Origin of the sequence: Parasynechococcus sp., from assembly GCF_045559935.1 — a bacterium.
Classification (GTDB): Bacteria; Cyanobacteriota; Cyanobacteriia; order PCC-6307; family Cyanobiaceae; genus Parasynechococcus.
In genome coordinates, this window is sequence record NZ_JBJLJL010000010.1 from 101,088 (window position 1) to 127,810 (window position 26,723).

Genomic DNA, 26,723 nt, shown 5'->3' on the forward strand with positions numbered 1-26,723 from the left:
AGCGCGCATAAAAACAGGGTGGCTGTGACACCACCCTGTTCCGCTGGTTGATGACACCCCCTGGAACTGATCAGCCGAAACGGCCCGAAACGTAATCCTGAGTGGCCTGTTGCTGGGGGGAGTTGAAGATCTTCTCGGTGTCACTGAATTCCACCAGATACCCCACCTTGCCGGTTCCACCCTCAACGGCCTCGGCGTTGTAGAAGGCGGTCATGTCACTGACGCGAACGGCCTGCTGCATGTTGTGCGTCACGATCACGATGGTGAAGCTCTTCTTGAGCTCATGCATGGTTTCCTCGATCTTCAGGGTGGAGATCGGGTCAAGCGCTGAACAGGGCTCGTCCATCAGGATCACCTCCGGCTGAATGGCGATGGTCCGTGCGATGCAGAGACGCTGCTGCTGACCACCTGAGAGGGAGTATCCGCTTTCCTTGAGCTTGTCTTTGCACTCGTCCCAGACCGCTGCCTGCCTTAAGGAGCGTTCCACAAGCTCGTCCATGTCACCGGTGAAGCCATTGATGCGAGCACCGAAGGCGATGTTCTCGTAGATACTTTTGGGGAAGGGATTCGGCTGCTGGAACACCATTCCGATGCGCCGCCGCACCTCAACAGGGTCCACCTGCGCACCGTAAAGATCAACACCATCGAAGAGAACACGCCCCTTCAGAGAACAACCTTCGATGAGATCGTTCATGCGGTTGAGGGCACGCAGAACGGTTGATTTTCCGCAGCCAGAGGGTCCGATGAACGCCGTCACCTTGCCGCGCGGAACATCGCAGTAGACGTTCTTCACGGCTTCGTAGGAGCCGTAGCTGATGGTGACGTTCTGAATCGAGATGGCGGTATCTTCCGACACCTGCTGCTGTTCAGTGTGGAGCTGGGAGGTGGTCATGGCTCTGTAGGGGAGCGATGGGGAAGAGGAACGGTTGGAAGAAGTCAGTCAGTCGATCACCTGGAAGCGAAACGACCGAGCCAGCGGGAGAAGAGATTGAGCATCAGGATCACGGCCACGAGAATGAATGAAGCGGCCCAGGCCAGTTCGTTCTGAATCTCGTAGGGCATGATCGCGAAGTTGTAGATCAGCACGGAAAGCGTTGCGATCGGTGCAAAGATCCCGTCGGACCAGAAGGGTGAAAACAGGGCTGTGAAGATCAGGGGAGCAGTTTCACCCGCTGCTCGGGCGATGGCCAGAACGACACCTGTGGCGATCGGGGTGAACGCGGTCGGAAGCGTGATCCGCACGATCGTGACGAAGCGGGAGGCGCCAACACCCAGGGCGCCGCGTCTCAGATCATCCGAGACGAGTTTGAGGCCCTCGTCGGTGGTCTTGATCACCGTGGGCAGCATCAGGATCGAAAGGGCGATGCCACCGGCTAGAGCGCTGTAGGCATTGCCGAAAACGATGCGGCTGGTGACGATCGTTCCGTAGATGAAAACGCCGGCGATGATCGAGGGAACTCCCGCCAGCACGTTGGTGCCGAAGCGGATGAACTGAGAGAAGGAACCAGACCGGGAATATTCAGCCAGGTAGATCCCGCCTCCGACGCCAACCGGAATCGCCACAAGCCCGGCGATGATCGTCACCACGAAGGTCCCGATGATCGCGTTGCCGATGCCGCCACCCTCAAGACCGGGAGGAGGGGGCAGCTCGGTCAGCAGACTGATGCTGATCTTCGAAGCTCCCCGGATCAGCACGTAGCCCAGAACGAGAATCAGCGGAAGAACAGCAATGCCCGCAAACAGACCGGCGATGATCGTGAGAATGCGGCTGCCGATGTTGCGGCCCAGTGCAGGCTTGTAGGAAAGATCGGGAAGCCCGTCAGCAGTTTTGATTGAAGTGGAATAAGTCATCTCAATACTTCAGGCTGAGTCGTTTTACGATCCACTGAGCGAAGATGTTCACCGCAAGGGTCATGATGATCAGAACGAAGGCCGCATACATCAAGGAGGAGACCTGAGAACCATCAGCTTCACCGAACTGATTGGCGAGCATCGAGGCAATCGTGTTACCGGGTGCCAGCAGTGAGACGCTGAAGTTGTTTGAGTTACCAATGATCATCGTCACGGCCATCGTCTCTCCCATGGCACGGCCGAGTGCGAGCATCACGCCTCCCACGATTCCGGAAACGGCTGCTGGAAGCATCACGTTCATGATCGCTCCCCAGCGAGTTGTTCCAACTCCATAAGCAGCCTGACGGAGTTTCATCGGCACCTGATTCAGAGAATCACGCGCGATGGCCGTGATGATCGGAAGAATCATCACCACCAGAATCAGAACCGCAGGCAGAGTGCCTGGACCCATCGGAGGTGTGCTGAAGAAGGGCAACCAACTGAACAGCGTGTAGAGCAACTCCAGCAACGGACGGATGAATGGCTCCATCACGAAGATGGCCCAGAGGCCGAGCACAACGGAAGGAATGGCTGCCAATAACTCGACCATCACCCCGATCACATTTCTGATATAGCGGGGGATGATGTTTTCCGTGATGAAGATTGCTGTGCCCACGCCAAGTGGAACTGCAATCAGGAGAGAAAGCAGCGACGTGACAAGTGTTCCGTAAATGGCTGCTCCGGCTCCGTACTCGTCGTCGACTGGATTCCAGTTGGATGTGACCAGGAATTTCCAGCCGTATCGACCCATGGATTCGAGACCTCCCCAGAACACCACCACAAGAATGGAGAGGAGAACGATCGCCACCATCGAAGCCAGAACGACTGCGAGATTCCTAAAGCCGACATCGACAAGTTTTTCTTGTGGAGGACGCCTGCGGAGAAGATATTGAGTGTCTGTTTCGGGGGACATTCTCCTGTAAATCTCACTTCGATAAGTTATCGGCGACTTCACTGCACGTCACTAAGAACGTCTTAACGGGGCGTTGGCTTTTGGTCGAGGCTCGCGACCTCGCTCTGGATGCGGTCGGTAGCGTGGGGATCGAACGCGTGGGGTTATGGGCCGGATCGTCGGAATCGACCTGGGGACAACCAACTCGGTCGTTGCCGTCCTCGAAGCCGGCAGGCCTCTCGTGATCGCGAATGCCGAGGGGAGTCGAACCACGCCCTCGGTGGTGGGCTACAGCAAGGATCGGGAGCTGTTGGTCGGTCAGATGGCCCGGCGACAGCTGGTCCTCAGCCCACGCAACACCTTTTCCAATCTGAAGCGATTCGTCGGTCGTGACTGGGAGGAGCTTGAGGATGGCAGCCTCTCTGTCCCTTACACGGTCCGGGCCAATGACGTCGGCCAGGTCCGTGTGCCCTGTCCGGTGACGGAGCGGGAATACGCGCCGGAGGAACTCGTGGCCAGCATCATCCGCAAGCTTGTGGATGACGCGGCCGTTTATCTCGGTGAGAGCGTCGAGGCCGCGGTCGTCACCGTGCCGGCCTACTTCAACGATGCTCAGCGCCAGGCAACCCGGGATGCTGGCCGTCTGGCCGGTATCTCCGTCGAGAGAATCCTGAACGAACCCACCGCTGCCGCTCTTGCCTACGGCTTTGATCGCAGCGCCGTCCGGCGTGTTCTGGTCTTCGATCTGGGTGGTGGAACCTTTGACGTGTCGCTGCTTCGCATCGCCAACGGTGTTTTCGATGTGAAAGCGACCAACGGCGACACGCAGCTGGGGGGAAATGATTTCGATCAGCGCATCGTCGACTGGCTCGCCGATGCCTTCCAGTCCGAACACGGCATCGATCTCCGCCGTGACCGCCAGGCACTGCAACGACTGATCGAAGCTTCCGAGAAGGCCAAGCAGGAGCTCTCCGGCGTACTGAGCACGCCGATTTCCCTACCGTTCATCGCCACCGGAACCGAGGGACCTCTGCATATCGAGACCTCTCTCGACCGATCCACCTTCGAATCCCTCTGCCCCGATCTGCTCGACCGTCTGTTGAATCCCGTGCAGTGTTCCCTGCGGGATTCCGGCTGGGCGGCTGAGGACATCGATGACGTGGTTCTGGTCGGCGGAGCCACGCGCATGCCGATGGTTCAGCAGCTGGTGCGCACCCTCGTGCCCATCGATCCCTGTCAGTCGGTGAACCCCGATGAGGTGGTGGCGATCGGCGCAGCCGTGCAGGCGGGCATCCTCACCGGCGAGCTCCGGGACCTCCTGCTGAACGACGTCACGCCTTTATCGCTCGGACTGGAGACGGTTGGAGGCCTGATGAAGGTGCTCATTCCAAGGAACACGCCAATTCCCGTGCGTCAGTCCGACGTGTTCAGCACCTCGGAGGCGAACCAGTCCTCGGTCGAGATTCATGTCTGGCAGGGGGAGCGTCAGATGGCCGCTGATAACAAGTCACTGGGTCGATTCCGACTCTCGGGGATCCCACCCGCCCCTCGCGGTGTCCCGCAGGTGCAGGTGGCCTTCGACATCGATGCCAACGGTCTTCTGCAGGTCAGTGCCACCGATCGCACCACCGGCCGCAAGCAGTCCGTTTCGATTCAGGGAGGTTCCAATCTCAATGAGGACGAACTTCAGGCACTCCTGGCGGAGGCGGAGGAGCGCGCGGATGACGACCGGCGTCGTCGCAGTCAGGTGGAGCGTCGCAACCGTGCCCAGACCCTTGTGGCTCAGGCCGAACGTCGCCTCCGGGATGCTGCGCTCGAACTTGGGCCGTACGGAGCGGATCGCCAGCAGAGGGCGGTCGAGATGGCCATCCGTGATGTCCAGGACTGTCTGGCTCAGGATGATCTTCAGGAACTCGATCTCACCGTGAGCGGCCTGGAGGAGGCCCTGTTCGGCCTCAACCGGCGCCTCTCCATGGAGCGCCAAGGGGATGGCAATCCCCTCCAGGGTCTCCGCAACACGCTTGGATCCCTGAAGGATGAACTGTTCTCCGATGACTGGGAGGATGACCCCTGGGGCTCCCCCAGCCGTCCTCCCTCGCGAAGCCGTGGACTAGGCCAGCGGGGTTCCGATCCCTGGGACGATGACTTCTATCGCTGATCCTGATTACTGGTCGCTGCTCGGACTCGAACCGGGCAGCAGCCAGGACCAGCTCAAGCGCGCCTTCCGCCAGGAAGCCCGCCGATGGCACCCCGATCTCAACGGCAATGACCCTGTTGCGGAAGAGCGCTTCAAGCTGGTCAATGAGGCTTATGCGGTGCTCAGCGACCCGCGTCGCCGGCAGAGCTGGGAAGCCGGTGATCGCGCATCGGAGACCAGCCACGATCCCTTCGCCAGCGGATTTCCCCATTTCGAGGATTACCTCGAGGTGGTTCTCGGTATTCCGACGACGGCCGTGCAGGACGAACCTGCGAGAGATCGCGGGGATTCACCGGTCTCCGCACCGCCGCCGCCGCCGCCGGTTCAGGTCAGGGAAGACCTGGAATCCACCATCGAGCTCACCCCTGATCAGGCGTTGTTCGGCACCCGCGTGGAGCTTGCCCTGGAGGATGGAACGCTGGTGGAGCTCGACACCCCTCCCTTCGCCGGAGACGGCTGGAGACTCAGGCTGGAGGGGGTTGCCGCCGGTGGGCGTGATCATTTTCTGCAGCTGCGTGTGGTGACACCGGAAGGACTTCGCATCGATGGGCTGAGGGTTCTGTACAGGCTGGAGCTCTTCCCGCCCGATGCCGCTCTCGGATGCGCGGTGGATGTTCCCACCCTCGACGGCCCCGTGACACTGCAGGTCCCTCCTGGTTCCTCCAGCGGCCGCCTGCTTCGTCTTCGTGGTCGTGGGCTGACCATCGACGACCGTCGAGGTGATCAGCTCGTTGAGATCGTGATCGTCATTCCCGCCGATCTCGGAGATGCGGAACGGGCGCTGTACCGCCGCCTGCAGGAGCTGGCTCTCGATCCGGATGCCAGCTGAGCGAGGATCGGTGAGAGACTCCTGCCCTCTTCCGGTGATGTGACCGACGCAATGCGCGTGCACGTGCTCCTTTTCGATGCAGGCACTGACAGCGAGGGAATCCATTCCCTTGAGATCGGGGGGCGCACGGTGGTTCTCCTGTTCGAGAATCCCGATGACGCCGAGCGGTACGCCGGTTTGCTCGAAGCACAGGACTTTCCTGTGCCGAGCATCGAAGCCCTGGATCGCGTGGAAGTGGAGGCGTTCTGCAGCGAGGCGGGATATGAACCGCGCTTCATCGAGACCGGTTTCCTGCCGGGCAGTGACGAAGAGAGACTGTTCATCTCCCCTCCGGAATCCAATCGCGATGTCTCCCGCTGGAAAGAGGAGATCGACACCGATGATGAAAGTGCCCGTGACGCTGCCAGTGACGGTGAGAGTGACAGTGCGGTGAGGTCCTCCCCGGAGCTGGATGAACTGCGTCAGCGGCTGGAGGGTCTCCTCTGATCCATGGCTGAGTTTCAGCGTGACCTGCAGCCCTCGGATGACCGCGGGCATCTGCTCACGGAGCAGAGCAACAGCCTCAGCCGTGACCTCGATCAGTTGCCGACCCAGGAGCTGGTGGACCTGTTCGTGGCCGAGGACCGTCGCCCTCAACAGGCGGTCGAGGCTGCCGCCACAGAGATCAGTCATGCCGTGGACCGCATTGCTGAACGACTGAGGACGGGAGGCCGGCTTTTTTATCTGGGAGCGGGGACTTCCGGACGGCTGGGTGTTCTCGACGCTGCCGAATGTCCCCCCACCTTCTGCAGTGATCCCGAGATGGTGCAGGGTGTGCTCGCGGGTGGGGCACCGGCACTGCTGCGCAGCTCCGAAGGTCTGGAAGATCTTGAGCAGGCCGGCCGCTCCGATCTGGAGCAGCGGGGCTTCTGTTCCAGGGATTGTCTGATCGGCATCGCTGCAGGTGGCACCACCCCCTATGTCAGGGGAGGTCTCCGCCATGCACTCGAGCTCGGGGCTCTGGCGATCGCCATGGCCTGCGTGCCCGCTGAGCAGGCACCACTCCCCTGTGATCTCGACATCCGGCTGCTCACCGGCCCGGAACTGCTCACCGGTTCAACCCGCCTGAAGGCGGGCACCGCCACGAAGATGGCGCTCAACATCCTGTCGACCGGCGTGATGGTGCGTCTCGGCAAGGTGTACGGCAACCGCATGGTTGATGTGGCTGCCAGCAACAGCAAACTGGTGGACCGGTCCCTGCGCATCCTGCGCGATCTGGCCGGACTCGATCGGGAGAGTGGCCTTGCGCTTCTCGAACAGACAGGCGGTTCGGTGAAGCTCGCGCTGATGATGGCGGCCACAGGTCTGGATCGTTCCGCAGCAACCGAGCGACTGCAGGAGCACAGACAGCAGTTGCGTGCGGCGCTCGAAGCCAGTGGTGTCAGCCTGCTTCAGGCCTGATCAAAGGATCCCCAGTAGGGAGCTGTGAACAGATCAAGCCGTCGCCTGGTCTCCGTTGGGACCCTCTCCTTCCGGGTGAAGAGAGCATCCGCGAGCGCGGTGTGGGCCGCGGACACAGGCCGCGTCGCTTGCAGCTGATCCATCACCCGGCTCAGGATCGGTGCGGTGGCCTCCGCATTGGCCTTCAGATTGCCCAGCACCAGTTCGACGCTGACAGCGTCCTGGTCCCGTTGCCAGCAGTCGAAGTCGGTCACCATGCTGAGGGAGCTGTAAGCGATCTCAGCCTCGCGGGCGAGCCGTGCTTCGGTGTGATTCGTCATTCCGATCACCGCACATCCCCAGCTGCGGTAGAGCTCGCTCTCGGCACGGGTGGAGAAGGCAGGACCTTCCATGCACAGATAGGTTCCGCCGCGATGCAGATGATGACCGGCGGGGATCGCCTGCTCGGCAGCATCAGCCAGCAGGTCATTGAGGATCGGGCAGGTCGGATCGGCCAGGCTCACATGAGCAACACAGCCGTCACCGAAGAACGACTGCGGGCGTTGATGGGTGCGATCGATGAACTGATCGGGCACCACCATGTCGCGCGGGCGGAGATGTTCCTTCAGGGATCCGACGGCGGACACGGAGATCAGCCAGCGCACGCCGAGACTCCGCATCGCCCAGATGTTCGCCGTGTATGGAACTTCCATCGGCATCAGATGGTGGTCACGGCCGTGACGGGCCAGAAAGACCACCTCCATTCCTCCCAGCCGTCCGAGACGCATCACATCCGACGGACTCCCGAACGGGGTCTCCACGGAGTGTTCCTCCAGCTGCTCGAGTCCGGGCATGGCATAGAGACCGCTGCCGCCGATCACACCGACACGGGCATGGCTCAGATCCATGGGCTCAGTCATCCCTGCACAGCTCCCTACACTCCAGTTTTGCTCGCGGCACCATGACCAAGGCTCTGATGGAGACGGAGGCGGGCCCGATCGAGCTCGAGCTGTTCGAGGCGGACGCACCCAACACCGTGGCCAATTTCGTCAAGCTGGCGAAGGATGGCTTTTACGACGGTCTGGCTTTCCACAGGGTCATTCCAGGTTTCATGGCCCAGGGAGGCTGTCCGAACTCCCGTGAAGGATCCAAGGGCATGCCCGGCACCGGTGGCCCTGGCTACCAGATCGACTGTGAGATCAATGCCAAGAAACACCAGGCAGGCACGCTGGCGATGGCTCACGCCGGCAAGAACACCGGCGGCTCGCAGTTCTACATCTGCCATGAGGCTCAGCCTCATCTCGATGGCGTGCACACCGTGTTCGGTCTCACCGGGAACATGGACACCGTGCTGAAGCTGGGCAACGGATCCCGTATCACCAAGGTCACCATCCAGGACTGATCAGTCCGTGGTCCAGTGCAGCAGGGACGGTTCGGAAGGCAGCGGTCCGTCCCCCTGCCCATCAACCAGGTCGTTCAGGCCAAGCTCGGTCCGCTCCAGCGTGTGGGGCGGATGCAGTGCCATCCGGTCGGTTGCTGCCTTCAACAGACCGAGTCGACGTGTCTCCGGCCATTGCGCCATCAGACGCAGCAGGGGGAGAGGATCCTCCTGACCCGGACGAAGCGTCCAGACGAACTGGGGGCGCTCCCAAAGGGCCAGCAGGCGGGGGGTCTGGACGGCTTCCAGCTGGAAGCCGTGGTCCGAGGCCGCCGACTCGGCTCGTCGACGGATCTGAGGCCACTGGTCCGTGGCGGCGTCGACGGCCAGCGCCAGCACGGTGCAGGGTCCCTGTTCTGCCATCAGATGACCGAGCTTGTCGCGTTTCGTGGCCAGATACTCGGCGTTGTGATCCCCGGCATCCATCACAAGCGGAACGCGTTCCTCCACCTTCAGTCCATAGCCACCGAGGCCGGCGATCTTGCGCGGGTTGTTGGTCAGAAGCCGCAGATGGTGGATGCCGAGGTCGGAAAGAATTTGAGCTCCGACCCCGTAATTGCGCAGGTCGGCCGGAAACCCCAGGCGCTCGTTGGCTTCCACCGTGTCCAGCCCCCCATCCTGGAGGCTGTAGGCCTTGAGCTTGTTGATCAGTCCGATCCCCCGGCCTTCCTGCCGCAGATAAACGACGACGCCTTCCCCCTCCTGTTCGATCCTTCGCAGCGCTGTCTCCAGCTGGGAACGGCAATCGCAGCGAAGTGAACCGAAGGCATCGCCGGTGAGGCATTCCGAATGCATGCGCACGAGCACCGGTTCCTTCAGGGCTGCAGGATCTCCCTTGATCAGGGCGACGTGCTCGGAACCGTCGAGTTCATTGCGATATCCGATCGCCTGAAAGTCGCCGAACTGGCTGGGCATGCTCGCCTGGGCCTGTCGTCTGACGAACCGCTCGTTTTCCAGTCGGTATCGGATCAGATCCGCGATGTTGATCAGCTTCAAACCCCAGCGGGTGGCGTACTCCCGCAGCTGCGCCAGCCGAGCCATCGAGCCATCGGTGTTCTGGATCTCGCAGATCACACCGGCTGGTGCCAGTCCGGACAGCTGGGCGAGGTCAACCGCGGCTTCGGTGTGCCCTGCCCTCTTCAGAACCCCACCCGGACGGGCCCGCAGGGGGAAGATGTGGCCGGGGCGCCGCAGATCGGCCGGTCGCGTGGACGGGTTGAGGGCCACCTGGATCGTTCGGGCCCTGTCCTCAGCGGAAATCCCCGTGCTGACGCCATGCTCACGGCCGGCATCGATGCTGACGGTGAAGGCGGTCTCATTCACGTCGGTGTTGCGATCCACCATCAGGGGCAGATCGAGGGCATCCAGACGACTCCCCTCCATTGCCAGGCAGATCAGTCCACGGGCTTCGGTGGCCATGAAATTGATCGCTTCAGGGGTGGCGAACTGCGCGGCGCAGATGAGATCCCCTTCGTTTTCACGCTGTTCGTCGTCGACCACCACGACGCAGGCCCCGTTACGGATGGCCGCCAGGGCATCGGGAATGCTGTCGAATTCGATCTGATCTCCCAGGGTCCTGAAAACGATGGAATGAGTTGTCATTATCGATACCTGTACGATCAGCCGCGGTTTGATACCGCCCATGGACAGCAGTATCCCGTCGCCCCTGGCCGCGATGACGTCATCGGAGCCGTCCAGAGTCGCGGTGATCGGTGCCTCGGGTTACGGCGGGCTTCAGACGTTGCGGCTTCTGCTCGGGCATCCTCGCTTCGATGTCACCTTTCTGGGGGGAGAGCGCAGTGCCGGACAGCGCTGGAGTTCGGTCTGTCCATTCCTCCCCCTTCCCGACGATCCACAGGTCCAGTCGGCTGATCCCGACCGCGTAGCGGAGGCCGCTGACTACGCGGTGCTGAGCCTCCCGAACGGACTGGCCTGTCAGCTCGCACCCCGTCTTCTGGAGCGGGGTGTTCGCGTCATCGATCTGTCTGCCGATTTCCGTTACCGGTCGCTTGAGCAGTGGAATCAGGTCTACGCCCAGGAAGCCGCCCGTCTCAACAGGACCGATGCCGATCTCTGCCGAGATGCCGTCTATGGGCTGCCGGAATGGCATGGTCCGGCGATCGCCGAGGCCTCGCTGGTGGCGGCCCCAGGTTGTTTTCCCACCGCCAGCCTGTTGCCGCTGCTGCCCTTCCTGAAGCAGGGGCTGATCGACACCGACGGGATCATCATCGACGCGAAGACCGGTACCTCCGGGGGAGGACGTGTTCCCAAGGAGGCCATGCTGCTGGCTGAGGCCTCCGAATCGATCGCGCCCTACGGAGTCGTCGGCCATCGACACACCTCCGAGATCGAGCAGCTCGCACAGGAGGTTGCGGGGCAGTCCGTGCAACTGCAGTTCACACCCCATCTGGTGCCGATGGTGCGCGGATTGCTGTCCACCGTCTACGCGCGGCTTCGTGATCCGGGCTTGACCGCAGAGGACTGCACGACGGTGCTGGAGGCGGTCTATCGCCATCATCCCTGCGTGCAGGTGATGCCGGTGGGTACCTATCCGGCCACCAAGTGGGTGCGCCACACCAATCGCGCCATGCTCTCGGTGCAGGTCGATACCCGAACCGGGCAGCTGATCCTGATGAGTGCCATCGACAATCTGATCAAGGGACAGGCCGGTCAGGGCATTCAATGCCTGAATCTGATGGCTGGTCTCGAGCCGGAAACCGGACTTCCTCTGCAGGCCTTCTATCCCTGACGCCAGCGCAGTCCGGCCCTGAGAACGGCTTGAGGCAACACCCGATGCTCCTGGCGGCGGATGCGAGCCGACAGGCTGACGTGATCATCCGTTTCCAGCACTGGAACCGCCGCCTGGGCAAGGATCGGGCCGGCATCGAGCTCCTCGGTGACCAGGTGAACGGTGCAACCGCTGATGGTCACGCCAGAGGCCAGGGCCTGCCCGACAGCATCCAGACCCCGGAAGCTGGGGAGCAGTGAGGGATGAACGTTCAGCAACCGACCCGCAAACGCCTGAATCAGCACCGGTGTGACGATGCGCATCCAGCCGGCCATCACAATGCCTTCCACCTCCGCTTCCCGGAAGCGGCGCACCAGTTCACGATCGAGTTCAACGCGATCGCGCAGGACCCGGTGATCCAGCACGCTGCAGGGCACGCCGAGACGCTGCGCCCTCTGTTGCGCACCACATCCTGGGTTGTTGACCACCAGCAGAGGGATCTCCGCACGCAGCTCCCCCGCCGCGATCGATTCCACCAGGGCTTCGAAATTGGTCCCGTTTCCGGATGCCATCACGCCGAGTCGCAGCGGAGCACGCAGAGCGGCGCCCCGTTCTGCGTGGGGATGCATCAGGGCCTGGTCAGCCGGTTCACGCTGGCTAGGGTCTGAGAAAGCGGGCATCCGGATTCATGTCCCATCTCTCCATCCTGCCGACCGTCTTCACCCGCCTCGACCTGCTTGAGACCGCACTGGGGCTCGAAGGGTTCGACGTGATCCGCCATGGGGTCCTGCCTGATTTCGGTCGCGCCCCCCGATCCGTGGATCTGCTGGCGCTCCGCGACGGCTCCCGTCCCATGGGCTGGTGCATCGATGACCAGGGCGTGATCCGTCTGCACGGAGATCTTCAGCGGATTCCGGGGTTGTCCTCCCGTCTGCAGCGCCTCTCGCGTCGCTACGCCTTGTTGTCGGCGATCGACTCACTGCAGTCCCTCGATCTGCCGACCGCTGAGTTCAGCATCGGCCAGTGCTGAGGTGAGTTCCGCTGTCCGGATCCATCTCGACCTTCGCGAGCCTGAACGGCAGACGGTTCGGGTCAGCCTGAGCTGGTCTCCGGAGACTATGCACCAGTCCTGGCAGATGCCGGTCTGGACACCCGGGTCCTACACGGTTCGGGATCACGTGCAGCACCTTCACAGCCTGCGGCTCGAGTCTGAGGGCGGACCCGTCCCGTTCCGACGTGTCACACCATCGCGCTGGCAGGCCGATCTGCCCCATCTGGCTCCGCTCACGCTCAGTTACGCCGTGGAGGCGCGCAACCTGACCGTGCGCACCTGCCACCTGGATCCGGACCTCGCCTCCCTCTGCCTGGCGGGCCTGGCCATGGAAGTGGAGGGATGTCGCTGGAGCGCCCACCAACTGACCGTCAGCGCACCGGAGGACTGGTCCGTTCACGTTCCCCTTGATCACTCCGGCGAAGGCTGGATCGCCGCTGACTTCGATGCACTCGTCGACAGTCCGGTGCATGCCGGTTCCCTCGAAGTCCGTCACTTCCGCGTGCTGGATCATCAGCATCAGCTGCTTCTGATCGGAGCGCCCCCCGGAGGATGGCCCCCCAGCTTCCTCGACGATGTCATCGCCGTCTGCGAGGCCACCTGCCGCCTGATGGGAACACCACCGCCGGCGGCAGACCGCTACCAGCTGGTGCTGATTCTTCTGGAAAACGGTTACGGCGGGCTTGAGCATGATCACGGGGCAGTTCTGCACTACAGCTGGGCTGCACTGGAGAAACCGGAGGGATACCGGCAGCTGCTGCAGCTGATCGGTCATGAATACCTGCACCAGTGGAACGTCCGCCGTCTTCGCCCTGCGGAGTTGCGTCCCTACAACTACGGCTCCGCGGTGATCAGTGAGGGGCTTTGGTTCGCCGAGGGCATCACCAGTTATTTCGATCTGGCCCTGACGTTGCTCGCGGGCCGCAGTGACCGGCCGACCTTTCTTGCCGATCTCGGCGATGAGCTTTCAAGGGTGCAGCTCACGCCGGGACGTCGGGTGCAGAGCCTGTCCGACAGCGCCCGGGAGGCGTGGGTGAAGCTCTACAAGGCGACGGCGACCTCCCGCGACACGCAGGTGAGCTACTACCGCCTCGGAGCTGCAACGGCCTTCTGCCTGGATGTTCGCTTGCGCCGGCGCAACTCATCCCTGTCGTCTCTGCTGCGCCGGCTCTGGGGCAGCCACGGCAGAAGCGCCCGCGGGTTCCACCGCGGCGACATCCAGGCCCTGCTGGCGGAATCCGATCCGGCCCTCTCCGATGATCTCGCAACCTGGCTTGATCAGCCGGATTCCCTGCCGCTGGAAGCCTGCACGCAGGAGCTCGGCCTGCGCCTGGATCCGGTGATGCGTTCATCCCCCGATCCCGGCATGACTCTGCGGGACGAGGGTGGCGCGGTGCTCGTCAGCCGCGTCCGCCCTGGCGGCCCCGCTGCCACGGCGGCCCTGGTTCCAGATGATGAACTGATCGCCGTTCGGGGCCGGCGGCTGCGGCGGATGACCGACATCTCCGGACTACTCAAGGGTTCGACGCCTGTTCCGATCGTCTATGCGCGCCGCGGTTGCCTCGCTGAAACGCATCTGATTCCTGACGAAGCGGTAGACCGCTGGCTGCTCTCCTGGGACCCTGGGTCAAGCGCATCTCAGCGGGCCCTGCGGGATCAATGGTTCCAGATCCTCTGAATCGTCGCCTGTCCGGTGTTCTGAAGATGATCGGCAGGCATCCAGGTGCTCTCCTGAGTGCCCTGGCTGCGGGGGCCCTGACCCTGGTGCTGGTGACCTGGCTTGGAGGTGAACAGGGGGAACGCTCCCACGCCGGTGATCGCCCCTCTCTGCTTGAGCTGCTGGATCAGGTGAGCAAGGAGCGGGGCCGTCAGTTGGAGGATGCTCCCCTCGACACCGCGCCGCAGGCCCCCCGAGCTCGATCCTGGACCTCACCCCTGGCCCGCCAGTGTTCAGGCATCGATCCCGCGGTGAAGCAGCGCCTGGAAACGCTGATGAGCCAGGAAGCGTCCTGGCGGTCCGATCTCGCCATCGACGCCACGAACTTCGGTCGGCGGCACGAACGCGATGCCTTCGGACGCCGCCTGGACATCACCCCCCGGGTGGTGGTGATGCACGAGACGGTCTACTCGATGACCTCTGCGGTGAACACCTTCCTGACACCCCATCCCCGGGACGAGGATCAGGTCAGTTATCACACCCTCATCGGCAGGGATGGTCGTGTTCTCGACCTGGTGGACCCGTCCCTGCGTGCCTATGGCGCCGGCTACTCCGCCTTCCTGGGGGAGTGGGCCATCACCAACAAGCGCTTCAAGGGTTCGGTCAACAACTTCGCCCTGCACGTCAGCCTGGAGACCCCCAGCGAAGGGGCCAACAACAACCCACGCCACAGCGGCTACAGCTCGTCTCAGTACGACGCCCTCGCCCTTGTTCTGTCGGGCTGGATCCGCGATTTCAACCTGCCGCCGGCAGCGATCACCACCCATCGGCATGTGGATATCGGAGGCGAACGCAGTGACCCACGCAGTTTCGACTGGGCAGCTCTTCAGAGCCGGCTCGCTTCGCTCGGAGATCTGTGTGTCGCCAGGGCCCTGACCCCCTGAGTCAGATCAGCCAGTCCGCGCCGCCGTGCTGTTTGCTGTAGATCAGTCCGTGCAGCTCGGCGTCCTGCATGTAACGCAGAACCCGAGCCGGGTAATCGAGTTTGCCGTTGTGGAGATAGGTGAGTGTGGCGATCGCCTTGGCGTCGAGATAGGAGCGGCTCGCCTGAAGCATCGACTCAGCCGGCAGTCCAAGGGCACGTTTCAGCCGCTGCAGCTTGCCGGCGAGCAGTTCAACGTTGAAGGCAGGATCCAGAAGCTGTTCCCGTGCCCAGGCGATGTCGGTGTCGCTGGGATCCTCTGGTAGCCAGTTCTGATGAATCAGCTCAGAAATCCCGATCTGGGCGGGACCGTGGGTGCGGACCAGACCGGAGTGGGCGATGAAGGGCAGGGATTCCCCCGGTTTGGAATGCTGGATCTCATCGAACAGGATTGCCGTGAGCAGCATCGGGTTGACGCGATATCGCGCCGACTGGCGGTGGATATCGCTCTTCAACGAGCGCAGCTGATCCAGGGTGCGGGTCCGCAGCGGTTGAAGCTGGTCGACTCCGTTGGTGAACAACTGGGCGAGAGGTGTCTGAGGGCCGTGCACCCCGAAGCGGACCTGCAGCATCCGCAGTTCCTCCGCGGAGAAATCCGTCGGGTCCCCCTGCTGGGTGATGGTTTGTTGCGCGTTCTCGTCCGCAACGGTCTGTCGATGGTCCTTCCCAGACAGAAGCACAGCCGAACTGGTGACAAGTCCCAGGCATGCCAGCAGTGGCAGAGCGGATTGACGCAGGAACTCACCCATGAAGTGCAGAGCTGGACGGGAACAACACGGCACAGAAATTAGCCGTGGTGTCGCAGGCGATGGGCAGTCCGTTCGAAGATGGATAACTTCATCGTGAGTGCATCCTCAGGCCCTGATGAGTTTTCCGGATTTCAACGGTACCGATGCACAGATCCAGTGGCAGAGATTCTGTGATCTGATCTGGTACCACGACGATCTCGGACTCTGGCTTGATGTGAGCCGGATGCATCTCAACACCTCCCATCTCGATCAGCTGCAGCCTGGCTTCGACAAGGCCTTTGCGGCGATGCAGGAGCTGGAGGCCGGTGCGATCTCGAATGCCGATGAGCAGCGCCAGGTCGGTCACTACTGGTTGCGCCATCCCCAGCTGGCCCCCTCCGAGGAGGTGCGCGTTCATGTGTCCCGCGAGATCGATCAGATCGAATCGTTCGGCAAGGACGTGCTCAGCGGCACCATCAAGGCCCCCAACGGGGAACCGTTCACGGATGTGCTCTGGATCGGCATCGGCGGCAGCGGCCTCGGCCCGCTTCTGATGATCAGGGCACTCCAGCGCCATGGGGAAGGTCTGCCGTTTCACTTCTTCGACAACGTCGATCCCAACGGCATGAGCGCCGTGCTGGAAGCCCTCGGAGAGAAGCTCAAGACAACGCTGGTGGTGACGGTGAGCAAATCCGGTGGCACGCCGGAACCTCACCTGGGCATGGAACAGGCCCGTCACCGAGTCGAGGCCAACGGCGGCCAGTGGGCGGGTCAGGCCGTCGCGATCACCATGCTGGACAGCAAGCTCGACGTCGAGGCCCGGCAGCAGGGCTGGCTGCAGCGGTTCGACATGTTCGACTGGGTCGGCGGACGGACCAGCATCACCAGCGCCGTCGGCCTGCTCCCAGGAGCACTGATCGGATGCGATATCCGCGAGTTTCTGGGTGGTGCCGCCCAGATGGATGAAGCCACGCGGGTGGCCGATCTTCGTCGCAATCCTGCTGCGCTGATGGCAGCGTCCTGGTTCGTTGCCGGCGACGGCAAGGGCAAGCGCGACATGGTGGTGCTTCCATACCGCGATCGTCTCGAGGTGTTCAGCCGCTATCTGCAGCAGCTGGTGATGGAGTCCCTCGGCAAGCGTCTCGACCGCGACGGCAACGTGGTGCATCAGGGCATCGCGGTTTACGGCAACAAGGGATCCACCGACCAGCACGCTTACGTGCAGCAGCTGAGAGACGGAGTCGACAACTTCTTCGCCACCTTCATCGAGTGTCTCGAGGATGTTGAGGACATTCCCGAGATCAAGGAGGAGCGTCCAGGGGATTTCCTCGATGGATTCCTGCAGGGCACCCGATCGGCACTGACGGAAGGAGGTCGTCAGAACATGAGCATCACCATGCGCCGTTTCGATGCCCGCCGTCTCGGCGCGCTGATCGGACTGTTTGAACGGGCGGTCGGCTTCTACGGAGAGCTGGTGAACATCAATGCCTATCACCAGCCTGGGGTGGAAGCCGGCAAGAAAGCAGCTGCCGCCGTGCTGGATCTTCAGAGCCGTGTGGAGGGCGTGCTCAAGGACGGTGCATCCCGTTCCGTCACGGAGATCCGTCAGGCCCTCGGGGAGGGTTCCGACGAATCAGTCTTCTGGATCATGCGGCACCTCACCGGCAACAAGCGCGGGTACACCGCTGAAGGCGACTGGTCCAGTCCCGCCAGCATGCGATTCAGCAAGGTCTGAAACCACTGATTTGCAGCTGAGTGACTCAGGGCACCAGGTTCACCAACTTGCCCGGCACGACGATCACCCGGCGCGGCTCTGCTCCCTCGAGCCACTTCTGAGCCACCTCACTGCTGAGGGCGAGTTTCTCGAGGGTCTCCTTGTCCGCATCGGCGGGAACGCTGATGGATCCCCGCACCTTCCCCTTCACCTGAATCACCAGATCAACGCTGTCCTGCACCAGCGCTGAGGCATCCAGCTCCGGCCAGCTCTGCTGATGCACGCTCTCGCTCCCCCCGAGTTTCTGCCAGAACTCCTCGGCGAGATGAGGCGCGAACGGGGCCAGCAGACGCACGAGCACCGAAAGGGCTTCACGCAGCACGGCGACACGCAGGCCTGGGAGATCTGTGGCATTGATGGCATTGGACAGCTTCATCAGCTCGGAAATGGCCGTGTTGAGCTGGATGTCATCGCTGAGGTCCTCCGTGACGGCCTCGATGGCGGTGTGAACGGCCCGTCGCAGATCCGCTTCCTCCGGCGTGAGCTCAGCGGGACGATCCTCACCGGCGTCCTGCTGATCCAGCAGGGGCCGTGAGCTGTCGATCAGGCGCCAGAGCCGTTGCAGGAAGCGGTACTGGCCCTCAACGTCAGCGTCATCCCATTCGAGATCCTTCTCTGGAGGAGCTTTGAACAGGATGAACATTCGGGCGGTGTCGGCGCCGTAACGGTCGATGACAGCCGCAGGATCGACCCCGTTGTACTTCGATTTCGACATCTTCTCGAACAGCACCTCAAGGGCATCACCCGTCACGGGATCCCTGGGATCTGCGGGATCGACGACGTCGGCCGGTGCCACGTATTTGCCCGTGACCGGATTGCGGTAGGTGGTGCCCTGCACCATGCCCTGGGTCAGCAGACGCTGAAAGGGCTCACCGACATCGATCAGGCCTCGATCCCTGAGGGCCTTGGTGAAGAACCGGGAATAGAGCAGGTGAAGAATCGCGTGCTCGATGCCGCCCACGTACTGCTGAACGGGCAACCAGCGATTCACCGCTTCCCTGCTGAAGGGTGTTTCGCTGTTGTGCGGGTCCGCGAAGCGCAGGAAATACCAGGAGGAGCACATGAAGGTGTCCATCGTGTCGGTCTCACGTCTGGCCGGTTCACCGCAGGACGGGCAGGGGACATTCACCCAGTCCTCCTGCTGGGCCAGAGGCGAACCGCCCTTCCCGGAGAGGTCGATCCCCCTTGGCAGCTCGACCGGCAGATCCTCTCGAGGCACAGCCACCGCACCACAACTCGGACAGTGGATGACCGGAATCGGACACCCCCAGTACCGCTGGCGGGAGATCAACCAATCCCGCAGGCGGTAGGTGACCTTGGCCTGGGCCCAACCCTCTGCGCTGCCATGGCTGGTGATCGCCGTCTTGGCAGCGCTGGAATCCAGACCATCGAAACGGCCGGAGTTGATCAACTGCCCCGGCTCCGTCCATGCCTGCCCTGCCGCGATCGCATCGGCTGCGCCGTCGGCTTCGATCACCTGGCGAACAGCCAGTTTGTTGCTGGTTGCGAAGGCCATGTCCCGCTGATCGTGAGCGGGCACGCCCATGACAGCGCCGGTGCCGTAGTCGGCCAGCACGTAGTCAGCGATCCAGACCGGCAGCTCCTCTCCCGTGAGTGGATTGATCACACCGGCGCCGATGGGGACACCCCGCTTGGGTCCGTCGTCGCTGGTGCGTTCCAGGTTGCTGAGTCGTGCGACCTCCTTCTGAAAGCGACGCACGGAATCCGTGTGATCAGCATCGAGGAGCTGATCCACCAGCGGATGTTCCGGAGCCAGCACCACGTAACTGGCTCCGGCCAACGTGTCCGGCCGGGTGGTGAACACCGTGAGGGTGGTGGCTGGATCAGCGGTGACCGCAAAGGTGATCTCGGCCCCCTCCGATCGGCCGATCCAGTTGGCCTGCATGGTGCGGACACGCTCGGGCCAGCCGTCGAGCTGATCCAGGTCCTTGAGCAGTGCCTCGGCGTAGTCGGTGATGCGCAGAAACCACTGATTCAGCTGCCGCTGCTCCACCAGGGCCCCGGAACGCCAGGATCGGCCGTCGGCATCCACCTGTTCGTTCGCCAGCACCGTCTGGTCGACGGGATCCCAGTTGACCGTCGCGTTCTTGCGGTACGCCAGCCCACCGTCAAAGAGTTCAAGGAACAACCACTGGGTCCAGCGGTAGTAATCGCTGTGGCAGGTCGCCTGTTCGCGATCCCAGTCGATGGACAGTCCGAGACGGTCGAGCTGGCCGCGCATCTGTTCGATGTTTCGGTCCGTCCATTCGCCGGGGTCGACATTCCGTTCGATCGCTGCGTTCTCTGCAGGAAGGCCGAAGGCATCCCATCCCATCGGATGAAGAACGGCATGGCCGCGCATCCGTTGCACCCTCGCGATCACATCCGTGATCACGTAGTTGCGCACGTGACCCATGTGCAGAGTTCCCGAGGGATACGGGAACATCGACAGCGCGTAGAAAACCGGTCTTGTCGGATCCTCTGGGGTTCTGTCCGTCCCAAGGTCACGCCAACTCGACTGCCAGCGCTGCTCCAGTTCGGAGGGCTCGTAGCGGCTGTTCACGGGCGACCGGTCGACGGCAAGGCTGCGATCGTGCCACAGCCTGCAGTTTCAGCCGAGTGGACGGATCACGCAGATCTGCCGGCGCCCGATCAGCACCGGGCGTTGCGCTCCCGGCCGTTCGATCGCCAGAAATTCCGGGTCCTGCCAGACCAGCCGTCCTTCCAGTCGCTCCGCGCCGAGCACTTCGATGGAGAGCGGACAGCGTTCCCGGATCCAGGACTGCAGCAATCGGACGCCGGGAAGGCTCGAGTCCAGTGGGGTGGTCTCCATAGGATTCGGACAGTTCCCCAGCGGTCATGCTGCACTTCAGCAAATATCAGGGACTTGGCAACGACTTCCTGATCCTCGAGGGACGCAGAGGTCAGCTCCCTGCTGAAATCGTTGACCCCTCTGAGGAATGGGTGAGGCGGGTCTGCGACCGACGCTTCGGAGTGGGCGGTGATGGAGTGATCCTGGCCCTGCCTCCGGAGGGAGCAGCGGATCTGCGCATGCGCATCTTCAATGCCGACGGCACGGAGGCGGAGATGTGCGGCAATGGCATCCGTTGTCTGGCCCGCTTTCTGGCCGACAGTGACGGCTCCCCTGTCGGCATCCGCTGGTCGATCGAGACCCCGGCAGGTCTGATCTGCCCGGAGCTTCAGGGGGACGGTCAGCTGAAGGTCGATATGGGAGCACCCTTCCTGCTGTCCGATCAGGTGCCCACGGGCTTGGCCGTATCGGACCGTGGTCTTCCGGAAGGCGTCATCGATCTGGATGGTGTGGAGATGGCGGTGGCTGCCGTCGGCATGGGCAATCCCCATGTGGTCGTGCCGGTCGAGGATCTCGAGGCCATCCCCTTCGACACCTGGGGCGCTGCTCTGGAACGGCATCCGATGTTCCCTGCACGCACGAACGTCCACTTTCTGCGGGTGCACGACCGCCGCTCCCTGGAGATCCGCGTCTGGGAGCGCGGGGCCGGACCGACCCTTGCCTGTGGCACCGGTGCCTGCGCGACGCTCGTTGCCGCCAGTCTGCTCGGACTCAGTGATGACCAGGCGGAGGTGCTGCTGCCTGGCGGACCGCTGCAGATCGCCTGGAGCGGACGTGAGGGATCCGTTCTGATGACCGGGCCAGCCGAAGCCGTCTTCGATGGGGTGCTGTCACCGGATCTGATTCCGAGCATGGCCCCGGCCATGCAGGCCAGCATCGGGACGGCCGAGCCCAACCCTGACCTGTTCGACTGTGCAAAGGACTGTTCGGAAGCCTGTCTCCGGCCAGACAACTGCCTCCGTGATGAAGCGCAGCAGAAAGTCCAGGCCTTCCTGAACAACACCTCGCTGGATTCCATGCTCAATCTTGCGAGTGAGTCTCTGGAACAACGGATCCGCAGTCGGTATGAGCGAAGCGAAGGCTGACATCTACCTGGATGCGGCGGCGACGACCCCTCCGTCGGCCGACGTGATCGAACGGATCCGCGTTGTCCAGGCCGACACCTGGGCCAACCCCAGCAGCCTTCATGGTCCGGGTATCCGGGCTGCCGACTGCCTGGAACGGTCCCGTCAGTCGATTGCCAGCGCCCTCGGGGCGGAACGCGACCAGCTCACCTTCACCTCCGGCGCCACGGAATCGGTGCATCTGGCTCTGCTGGGCACGGCGCTCAAAAGGGACCCTGCCCGTCTGGTGATCTCCGCCGTGGAGCATCCCGCCGTGGTGGCAGCGGCACGGCGGCTGGAGCGGCAGGGCTGGCAGCTCCTGCACTGGCCTGTGGACGGCGATGGACTGATCCGGCTCGAGCTGCTCGAGACGATGCTCGCCCCACCGACACAGCTTGTGTCGATGATCTGGGGGCAGAGCGAGGTCGGAGCTCTGCAACCGGTTCTGAAGGTCGCGCAGGCCTGCCGGCAGCGCGGAATCACCTTCCACACCGACGCCACTCAGGTGATCCCCCAGGGTTTGATCCGCTGGCACGACCATCCCATCGATCTGCTGAGTCTCTCCGCCCACAAGCTGCGGGGCCCCCGTGGTGTCGGCTTGCTGCTGCACCGAAGCGATTCGGTCCCCGATCCGCTCCTGGGCGGAGGTGGACAGGAAGGGGGCATCCGTTCCGGCACCGAGCCCGTGGCGTTGATCGCTGGCATGGCGGAAGCGATGCGGGGTCTGCCCCGCTTCGATCCAACGGTGCATCCTGTGCCGCCGGGTGATCCGTCGGTTCGGATCCAGAGGGACCGTCTTCTGGAGAGGTTGTTGCGCATGGACGGTGTGCATCTGCTGGGTCCTGAGCTCCAGGCGCGGCTGCCTCACCACATCTCCCTCCTGATCGGCGACCGCCAGGACAGACCCCTGTCCGCTCGTGCCGTCGTCCGGGCGATGGCACGGGATGGACTCGCCTGCAGCAGCGGCAGTGCCTGCCATGCAGGCCGGACGGAGGACAGTCCAGTGCTCGCCGCGATGGGGACGGCTCCGGCCTGGCGCCGTTCGGGATTGCGGCTCACCCTGGGCACGTGGCTGAGCGATGCGGATCTGGCCACGGTCCCGGATCGCCTGGATGCAGCCCGCCAGTCGTGCACCTGAGATGCTGGTCCAATGAGCACATCCACTCCCGTACCGGACCATCTCCCTGCTGATCTGGCCACCGCGGAGCTGGATCTTCAGAGGGCTGTGCTCGACGCGATCGGTGCTGTTCCCAGTCGCCGTCTGGCCGCATCTCTGCTCTTTGAGGGTCTTCGGCTGCTTCCCATCGCCCTGCGGCTGGGGAGTGCACTGAAGCAAGCAGGGCTTCAACCGACACTGCTCTGGCCGGATGCGGGTGCTGCCGCCTTGGCCCGCCGGGAAGCACCGGAGCTGCAGACATTCATCAAGGACTTCAACCAGTGGTCGGCAGGAACCGAGGCGGGTGACCGCACGGATCTGATCCTGGCCATCTCCCCACAACCCTCCGACTACGAGGATTTCCAGGAGATCTGCGAAGCCCATGCCGGCATGGTGGTCATGCTCAACGGCCGGCTCGAGGACGCTGCCGTCGGCATCGGCAGTGTCGCCCGGGAACGACGGCGCGGATTCGTTGCGTCCTGGACCGCCTGCTACTGGTTGCAGCCACTCGATGCCGGAGCCCTGATGCGGATCCATCCGGATGACTGGCGGGTCTTCAGACAGGACCCGGACGGTTACCGGTTGGCCGGAACTCTCAGCTCCCGGCCTGATTCCGAAGATCTTGCCGAGCTGCTGTCAACGGACGGAACCCAGGGCATCGCAGCGCAGCTGAACACCGTCGACCGATTCCTCGACGGACTTCGGAACTGATCCGAATCGCTTGATCCATCAGCGAACAATCCGTATGGTTCGGGTCCAATCGTGCGATCGATGCAGCGTCCTTCGTGGTTGCGCCAGCTCACTCCGTTGGACGGACTGGCTGCTCTGATCGCTCTGTCGGCCCTCGCTGGTGCCGTGTGGTCACCGAAGCTGACCAATGCCGTCGCCCAGGCGACGGGGGCGATCCAACCCATCCGCGTGAGCGTCGATGTCCGCCATCTGGTGGCCGCCGATCCGGAAGGCCTGATGAATGCGATCCGGGAGGAAGGAGAGGTGAGCCTCGTCATCCGCAACCAACCGGCTGGTCGCCTGAAGCTGATCGGAGTCGAACAGTTCACGAATCGCCTGATCTCGGTTCTTCCTGATGGGGATGTCGTCCAGGCGGACAATCCCAATCCCGCCCTTCCCGTCCATGCCCGCTTCCTGCTGGAAGCCAGAGGGGAAGCGAAGTCGTCCGGTGTTGTGGTCGGCGGAACCAAGCTGAAGATCGGCACACCGATCGAGCTGGAGGGCCGTCTTTACCGGGTGAACGGCACCGTCAGTGGAGTGCAGCTCCTGTGATGGGCGTGATGCGTCGCTGCGCGATGGTCAGCATCAGCTTGCTGACGGCGTCTGTTCCAGCTCTGGCGCAGACCGGTGAAATCCCGTCCGCCCTGCTCTCGCCCCCGGCGCCGCAACATCAGCAGGGACGTCCATCGCTGCAACTGCAACCGGGACGCCTGTGTGAGGCCCTGCAGCAGACGATCCGTTCGGTGCTCGGACCTCAGATCGGGGCCTGGAGCATCACCGTGCTCGATGAGAACGGCGCCTTGCTGGCCGATGTGAACGGCACAGTGCCCCGGGTTCCGGCCTCCAACCAGAAGCTGATCAGCACTGCTTTTGCGCTGGATCGTCTGGGAACAGATTTCCGCCTGCGCACCAGGCTGCTGCGTCACCCCGATGGCTCTCTGGAAATCGTGGGCGAGGGAGATCCGGACCTGAGCATCGCTGAAATCCAGCGGTTCGCGATGGTGGCCCTTGGCGAGGGGGGCTCCCGAAGCACCAGCACTCCGGAAACACCGATCCGGCTGTTGGTTCGTGAAGAGCCGAAACGCCGCTGGTGGCCCAGCGACTGGCAACAGGCGGATCGAACCTATGCCTACGGGGCACCGATCACGCGACTGGCGCTCACCAGCAATGCACTGAGCAGTGCGGTGATGAATCCCGCTGCCAGGTTGCAGCGCATTCTCGACAGCACGGCACGCCAGCAGGGGGGGCGACTGAGCATGGTGATGGTCGACCACGAACAGCGTGAGAGAGGGGCTCCGATCGCCGGTGACGACACGGTGGTGCTGCACAGCGAGGACTCGGCACCGATGCACGCCTTGCTGAGTCTGGCCAACACCGAAAGCCACAATTTCACGGCTGAGGTGCTGCTGCGTGAAGCCGCGGACGACTGGGACGTGAACCGAGCCGCTCTCGCCAACACCCGCTGGTTGCAGTCGCAGGGGATCTCGACTGCCGGGCTTCGAATTCGTGATGGCAGCGGGCTCTCCCGAGGCAATCGCGTCACCAGCCGGACGCTGGCTGAATTGCTGCTCCGCATGGGGCAGCATCCGATGGCCTCGTACTACCAGGCCTCGATGGCGATCGCCGGACAGCGAGGCACATTGAGACGTCTTTATCGCGGTACGCCCCTCGAGGGACGTTTCTGGGGCAAAACCGGAACACTGCGCGGGGTGCGGACTCTTTCAGGAATCCTGGAAACAGCCGATGGACCGCGCTACGTGAGCATGATCTCCAACGGAGGATCGACCCCCAACACCGTGATGGGCAAGGTGCTGAGGGCCAGCCAACGCCTCAGCCGGTGCGCTTGACGGAACGAACCCGGCCTGCACCACGCCGGGCCCGCGTGATCGGCACGGTGTTGGCCTCCGAGGAACCATTCACCTCCTCATGGGTGCGGATGGTCTGGATCTTCACCAGTTCCTGGCGTCCGGCCATCACCACCTGGGCCATCTCCTTGAGGCGGACCTCCAGTTCTCCAAGGGTCTGCTCCGCATAGCGATTGGCACCGTCCTGAACACTGGCAGCCTCCTGACGACTGCGTTGAATCAGGGATTCACACTGCTGCTGCGTCTGCTGACGGAACTGGAGGGCATCGTTGTGAACCCTTTCCGCTTCGTCACGGCTTTCCTTCTGGAGACGCAGCCCCTCCCGGCGGATCGTCTCGAGATCCTGCAGAGCCTGCTGACGGTTGGCTTCGTGCTGCTCGGCGTACTGGCGCTTGATCTCCGTAGCCTCCTGCTCGAGCTGCTGACGACGCTCCAGCCCCTCCTGTTCCAGCTGCTGCCTGCGGGCTGCGAACTGTTGCTCCTGCTGAGCCGTCTTCGCCTGCATCTCCTGCTCGAGCTTGGCGTTCTGCTGGCGTGTGTTCTGAAGAACCTGCTCACACTGCTGGCGGGTCTGTTCGCGCAGTTCGTTCACCTGACGCTCCGCCTCCTGTCGGATCGCGGCATTGTTCACCAGCTGTTCACGCTGGCGCTGAGCCTGCTGAACGATCTCCTCCGCCTGCTGACGGGCCGTGTTGATGAACTCATCGCGGCGGTCGAGCAGTTGTCCGGCCCGCTCCACCTCCTTGGGCATCGCCTCGCGGATGGCATCAAGCACCTCGACCGCATCCCCTTCATTGACAAGCCGGCCACCGGTGAAGGGAAGGCGACTTCCCTCCAGCACGATTTCTTCCAGTTGATCGAGTTGATCGAGGACGGTGAACCGGGCGTCACTCATGTCACCGGAGGTGTGAAAGCCGAATTGAAATGCCTGTTCAGGTCGGACGCAACCTCGCAGGGGACCATGTGCTCCACCGGCCCACCGAAACGGGCCACCTCCTTGACCACAGAGCTGCTCAGAAAGCTGTGTCGGGCTGATGTGGCGAGGAAAACGGTCTCCAGATCCTCCGCCAGCGAACGGTTCGTGTGGGCGATCTGAAGCTCGTATTCGAAATCACTCATCGCCCGCAGTCCCCGCAGGATCAGATCGGCACGATGGGCCTCCGCGCAATGCACGGTCAGTCCGTCGAAGCTGATCACTTCAATGCGCTCCAGGTGCGCCGTTGAGACCCGGATCTGAGCGATCCGCTCCTCGACGGTGAACAGCGGTTTCTTGCTGGGGTTCGACAGCACAGCCACGATCACCTCGCCGAACAGCGCAGACGCCCGTTCGATCAGATCCATGTGACCGTTCGTGAGCGGATCGAAGCTGCCGGGATAGAGCGCCCTCATGGCTGTGCAGACCGTGGTCGGATC

Annotated in this window: 26 protein-coding genes; 15 read left to right on the top strand and 11 right to left on the bottom strand. The window is 63.0% G+C overall.

Translation table 11 applies throughout. The features are described 5' to 3' along the window. Positions 1–70: 70 nt before the first annotated feature. The 3 genes from pstB to pstC are packed head-to-tail and all read right to left on the bottom strand — an operon-like array spanning position 71 to position 2,803. The gene (gene pstB, locus ACJ0G7_RS10460) at positions 71–892 is read right to left on the bottom strand and encodes a phosphate ABC transporter ATP-binding protein PstB (RefSeq protein WP_043691061.1); all 822 of its coding nucleotides are present in this window, start codon (positions 890–892) and stop codon (positions 71–73) included. Between the two features lie 56 nt (positions 893–948). Continuing rightward, positions 949–1,851, bottom strand: a complete 903-nt coding sequence (gene pstA / locus ACJ0G7_RS10465) for a phosphate ABC transporter permease PstA (protein WP_407396063.1) — start codon at positions 1,849–1,851, stop codon at positions 949–951. Position 1,852: 1 nt separating this feature from the next. Then, on the bottom strand, positions 1,853–2,803 hold the full coding sequence (pstC, locus tag ACJ0G7_RS10470) for a phosphate ABC transporter permease subunit PstC (protein WP_407396064.1): 951 nt from the start codon (positions 2,801–2,803) through the stop codon (positions 1,853–1,855). Positions 2,804–2,948: 145 nt separating this feature from the next. Between pstC and dnaK the strand changes: the two genes are divergently transcribed. The 4 genes from dnaK to murQ are packed head-to-tail and all read left to right on the top strand — an operon-like array spanning position 2,949 to position 7,248. Next, entirely contained in the window at positions 2,949–4,940 is a 1,992-nt protein-coding gene (dnaK, locus tag ACJ0G7_RS10475) for a molecular chaperone DnaK (RefSeq protein ID WP_043691065.1), read from the top strand. Then, positions 4,924–5,808 (top strand): DnaJ domain-containing protein, encoded by an 885-nt coding sequence (locus ACJ0G7_RS10480; RefSeq protein ID WP_043691067.1) that lies wholly within the window; start codon positions 4,924–4,926, stop codon positions 5,806–5,808. The genes dnaK and ACJ0G7_RS10480 overlap by 17 nt, the downstream gene beginning before the upstream one ends. 51 nt (positions 5,809–5,859) lie before the next feature. Beyond that, entirely contained in the window at positions 5,860–6,294 is a 435-nt protein-coding gene (locus ACJ0G7_RS10485; RefSeq protein ID WP_043691069.1) for a DUF3110 domain-containing protein, read from the top strand. 3 nt (positions 6,295–6,297) lie between these two features. Then, positions 6,298–7,248, top strand: a complete 951-nt coding sequence (gene murQ, locus ACJ0G7_RS10490) for an N-acetylmuramic acid 6-phosphate etherase (RefSeq protein WP_407396066.1) — start codon at positions 6,298–6,300, stop codon at positions 7,246–7,248. On the opposite strand, the gene mtnP is transcribed toward murQ, so the two are convergent. After that, complete coding sequence (gene mtnP, locus ACJ0G7_RS10495; RefSeq protein ID WP_407396068.1) at positions 7,239–8,147, bottom strand: S-methyl-5'-thioadenosine phosphorylase; 909 nt, start codon at positions 8,145–8,147, stop codon at positions 7,239–7,241. The genes murQ and mtnP overlap by 10 nt on opposite strands. Positions 8,148–8,188: 41 nt before the next feature. Between mtnP and ACJ0G7_RS10500 the strand changes: the two genes are divergently transcribed. Beyond that, positions 8,189–8,629, top strand: a complete 441-nt coding sequence (locus ACJ0G7_RS10500; protein ID WP_407396070.1) for a peptidylprolyl isomerase — start codon at positions 8,189–8,191, stop codon at positions 8,627–8,629. Here the strand turns inward: ACJ0G7_RS10500 and ribBA are convergent, their stop codons facing one another. Beyond that, on the bottom strand, positions 8,630–10,267 hold the full coding sequence (gene ribBA, locus ACJ0G7_RS10505) for a bifunctional 3,4-dihydroxy-2-butanone-4-phosphate synthase/GTP cyclohydrolase II (RefSeq protein WP_407396072.1): 1,638 nt from the start codon (positions 10,265–10,267) through the stop codon (positions 8,630–8,632). Between the two features lie 40 nt (positions 10,268–10,307). Here ribBA and argC point away from each other — a divergent pair, with 40 nt between their 5' ends. Beyond that, the gene (gene argC, locus ACJ0G7_RS10510; protein WP_407396074.1) at positions 10,308–11,414 is read left to right on the top strand and encodes an N-acetyl-gamma-glutamyl-phosphate reductase; all 1,107 of its coding nucleotides are present in this window, start codon (positions 10,308–10,310) and stop codon (positions 11,412–11,414) included. Here argC and purN read toward each other — a convergent pair. Continuing rightward, the gene (gene purN / locus ACJ0G7_RS10515; protein ID WP_407396076.1) at positions 11,405–12,073 is read right to left on the bottom strand and encodes a phosphoribosylglycinamide formyltransferase; all 669 of its coding nucleotides are present in this window, start codon (positions 12,071–12,073) and stop codon (positions 11,405–11,407) included. The two genes, argC and purN, sit on opposite strands and share 10 nt — an antisense overlap. An 8-nt stretch (positions 12,074–12,081) precedes the next feature. On the opposite strand from purN, the gene ACJ0G7_RS10520 reads away from it, so the two are divergent. From ACJ0G7_RS10520 to ACJ0G7_RS10530, 3 genes are read left to right on the top strand one after another with little or no spacing between them, the layout of a single operon-like run. Next, positions 12,082–12,423, top strand: a complete 342-nt coding sequence (locus ACJ0G7_RS10520; protein WP_043691075.1) for a hypothetical protein — start codon at positions 12,082–12,084, stop codon at positions 12,421–12,423. A gap of 1 nt (position 12,424) precedes the next feature. After that, on the top strand, positions 12,425–14,122 hold the full coding sequence (locus tag ACJ0G7_RS10525; protein WP_407396078.1) for a PDZ domain-containing protein: 1,698 nt from the start codon (positions 12,425–12,427) through the stop codon (positions 14,120–14,122). Then, a complete protein-coding gene (locus ACJ0G7_RS10530) occupies positions 14,104–15,045 on the top strand; it encodes an N-acetylmuramoyl-L-alanine amidase (RefSeq protein WP_407396080.1) in 942 nt (313 codons plus the stop codon). The genes ACJ0G7_RS10525 and ACJ0G7_RS10530 overlap by 19 nt, the downstream gene beginning before the upstream one ends. 1 nt (position 15,046) lies before the next feature. Here ACJ0G7_RS10530 and ACJ0G7_RS10535 read toward each other — a convergent pair whose 3' ends face one another. Next, complete coding sequence (locus ACJ0G7_RS10535) at positions 15,047–15,832, bottom strand: helicase DnaB (protein ID WP_407396082.1); 786 nt, start codon at positions 15,830–15,832, stop codon at positions 15,047–15,049. Between the two features lie 115 nt (positions 15,833–15,947). Here ACJ0G7_RS10535 and ACJ0G7_RS10540 point away from each other — a divergent pair, with 115 nt between their 5' ends. Further along, positions 15,948–17,546, top strand: coding sequence for a glucose-6-phosphate isomerase (locus ACJ0G7_RS10540; RefSeq protein WP_043696472.1), 1,599 nt, complete (start codon positions 15,948–15,950; stop codon positions 17,544–17,546). A gap of 25 nt (positions 17,547–17,571) precedes the next feature. On the opposite strand, the gene leuS is transcribed toward ACJ0G7_RS10540, so the two are convergent. Beyond that, positions 17,572–20,187, bottom strand: a complete 2,616-nt coding sequence (gene leuS / locus ACJ0G7_RS10545) for a leucine--tRNA ligase (RefSeq protein ID WP_407396340.1) — start codon at positions 20,185–20,187, stop codon at positions 17,572–17,574. Between the two features lie 9 nt (positions 20,188–20,196). Continuing rightward, positions 20,197–20,418, bottom strand: coding sequence for an Hfq-related RNA-binding protein (locus ACJ0G7_RS10550; protein WP_043691083.1), 222 nt, complete (start codon positions 20,416–20,418; stop codon positions 20,197–20,199). A 26-nt stretch (positions 20,419–20,444) separates the two neighbouring features. Between ACJ0G7_RS10550 and dapF the strand changes: the two genes are divergently transcribed. Genes dapF through dacB form a run of 5 tightly spaced genes read left to right on the top strand, consistent with a single transcriptional unit; the run spans position 20,445 to position 25,292 of the window. Then, positions 20,445–21,542, top strand: a complete 1,098-nt coding sequence (gene dapF, locus ACJ0G7_RS10555) for a diaminopimelate epimerase (protein WP_407396084.1) — start codon at positions 20,445–20,447, stop codon at positions 21,540–21,542. Continuing rightward, positions 21,523–22,698: a cysteine desulfurase family protein gene (locus ACJ0G7_RS10560; protein WP_407396086.1), complete on the top strand. Its 1,176-nt coding sequence runs from the start codon at positions 21,523–21,525 to the stop codon at positions 22,696–22,698. Before dapF ends, ACJ0G7_RS10560 begins: the two co-directional genes overlap by 20 nt. A gap of 12 nt (positions 22,699–22,710) precedes the next feature. Then, a complete protein-coding gene (locus tag ACJ0G7_RS10565) occupies positions 22,711–23,427 on the top strand; it encodes a DUF1995 family protein (protein WP_407396088.1) in 717 nt (238 codons plus the stop codon). Between the two features lie 60 nt (positions 23,428–23,487). Continuing rightward, the gene (locus ACJ0G7_RS10570) at positions 23,488–23,997 is read left to right on the top strand and encodes a DUF4330 domain-containing protein (protein ID WP_407396089.1); all 510 of its coding nucleotides are present in this window, start codon (positions 23,488–23,490) and stop codon (positions 23,995–23,997) included. A gap of 23 nt (positions 23,998–24,020) precedes the next feature. Further along, complete coding sequence (gene dacB, locus ACJ0G7_RS10575; protein ID WP_407396091.1) at positions 24,021–25,292, top strand: D-alanyl-D-alanine carboxypeptidase/D-alanyl-D-alanine-endopeptidase; 1,272 nt, start codon at positions 24,021–24,023, stop codon at positions 25,290–25,292. Here dacB and ACJ0G7_RS10580 read toward each other — a convergent pair. Together ACJ0G7_RS10580 and coaD are read right to left on the bottom strand one after the other, a co-directional pair. Then, positions 25,276–26,205: a hypothetical protein gene (locus ACJ0G7_RS10580; RefSeq protein ID WP_043691090.1), complete on the bottom strand. Its 930-nt coding sequence runs from the start codon at positions 26,203–26,205 to the stop codon at positions 25,276–25,278. The genes dacB and ACJ0G7_RS10580 overlap by 17 nt on opposite strands. Then, positions 26,202–26,699 (bottom strand): pantetheine-phosphate adenylyltransferase, encoded by a 498-nt coding sequence (coaD, locus tag ACJ0G7_RS10585; RefSeq protein ID WP_407396093.1) that lies wholly within the window; start codon positions 26,697–26,699, stop codon positions 26,202–26,204. Before coaD ends, ACJ0G7_RS10580 begins: the two co-directional genes overlap by 4 nt. Positions 26,700–26,723: the final 24 nt, after the last annotated feature.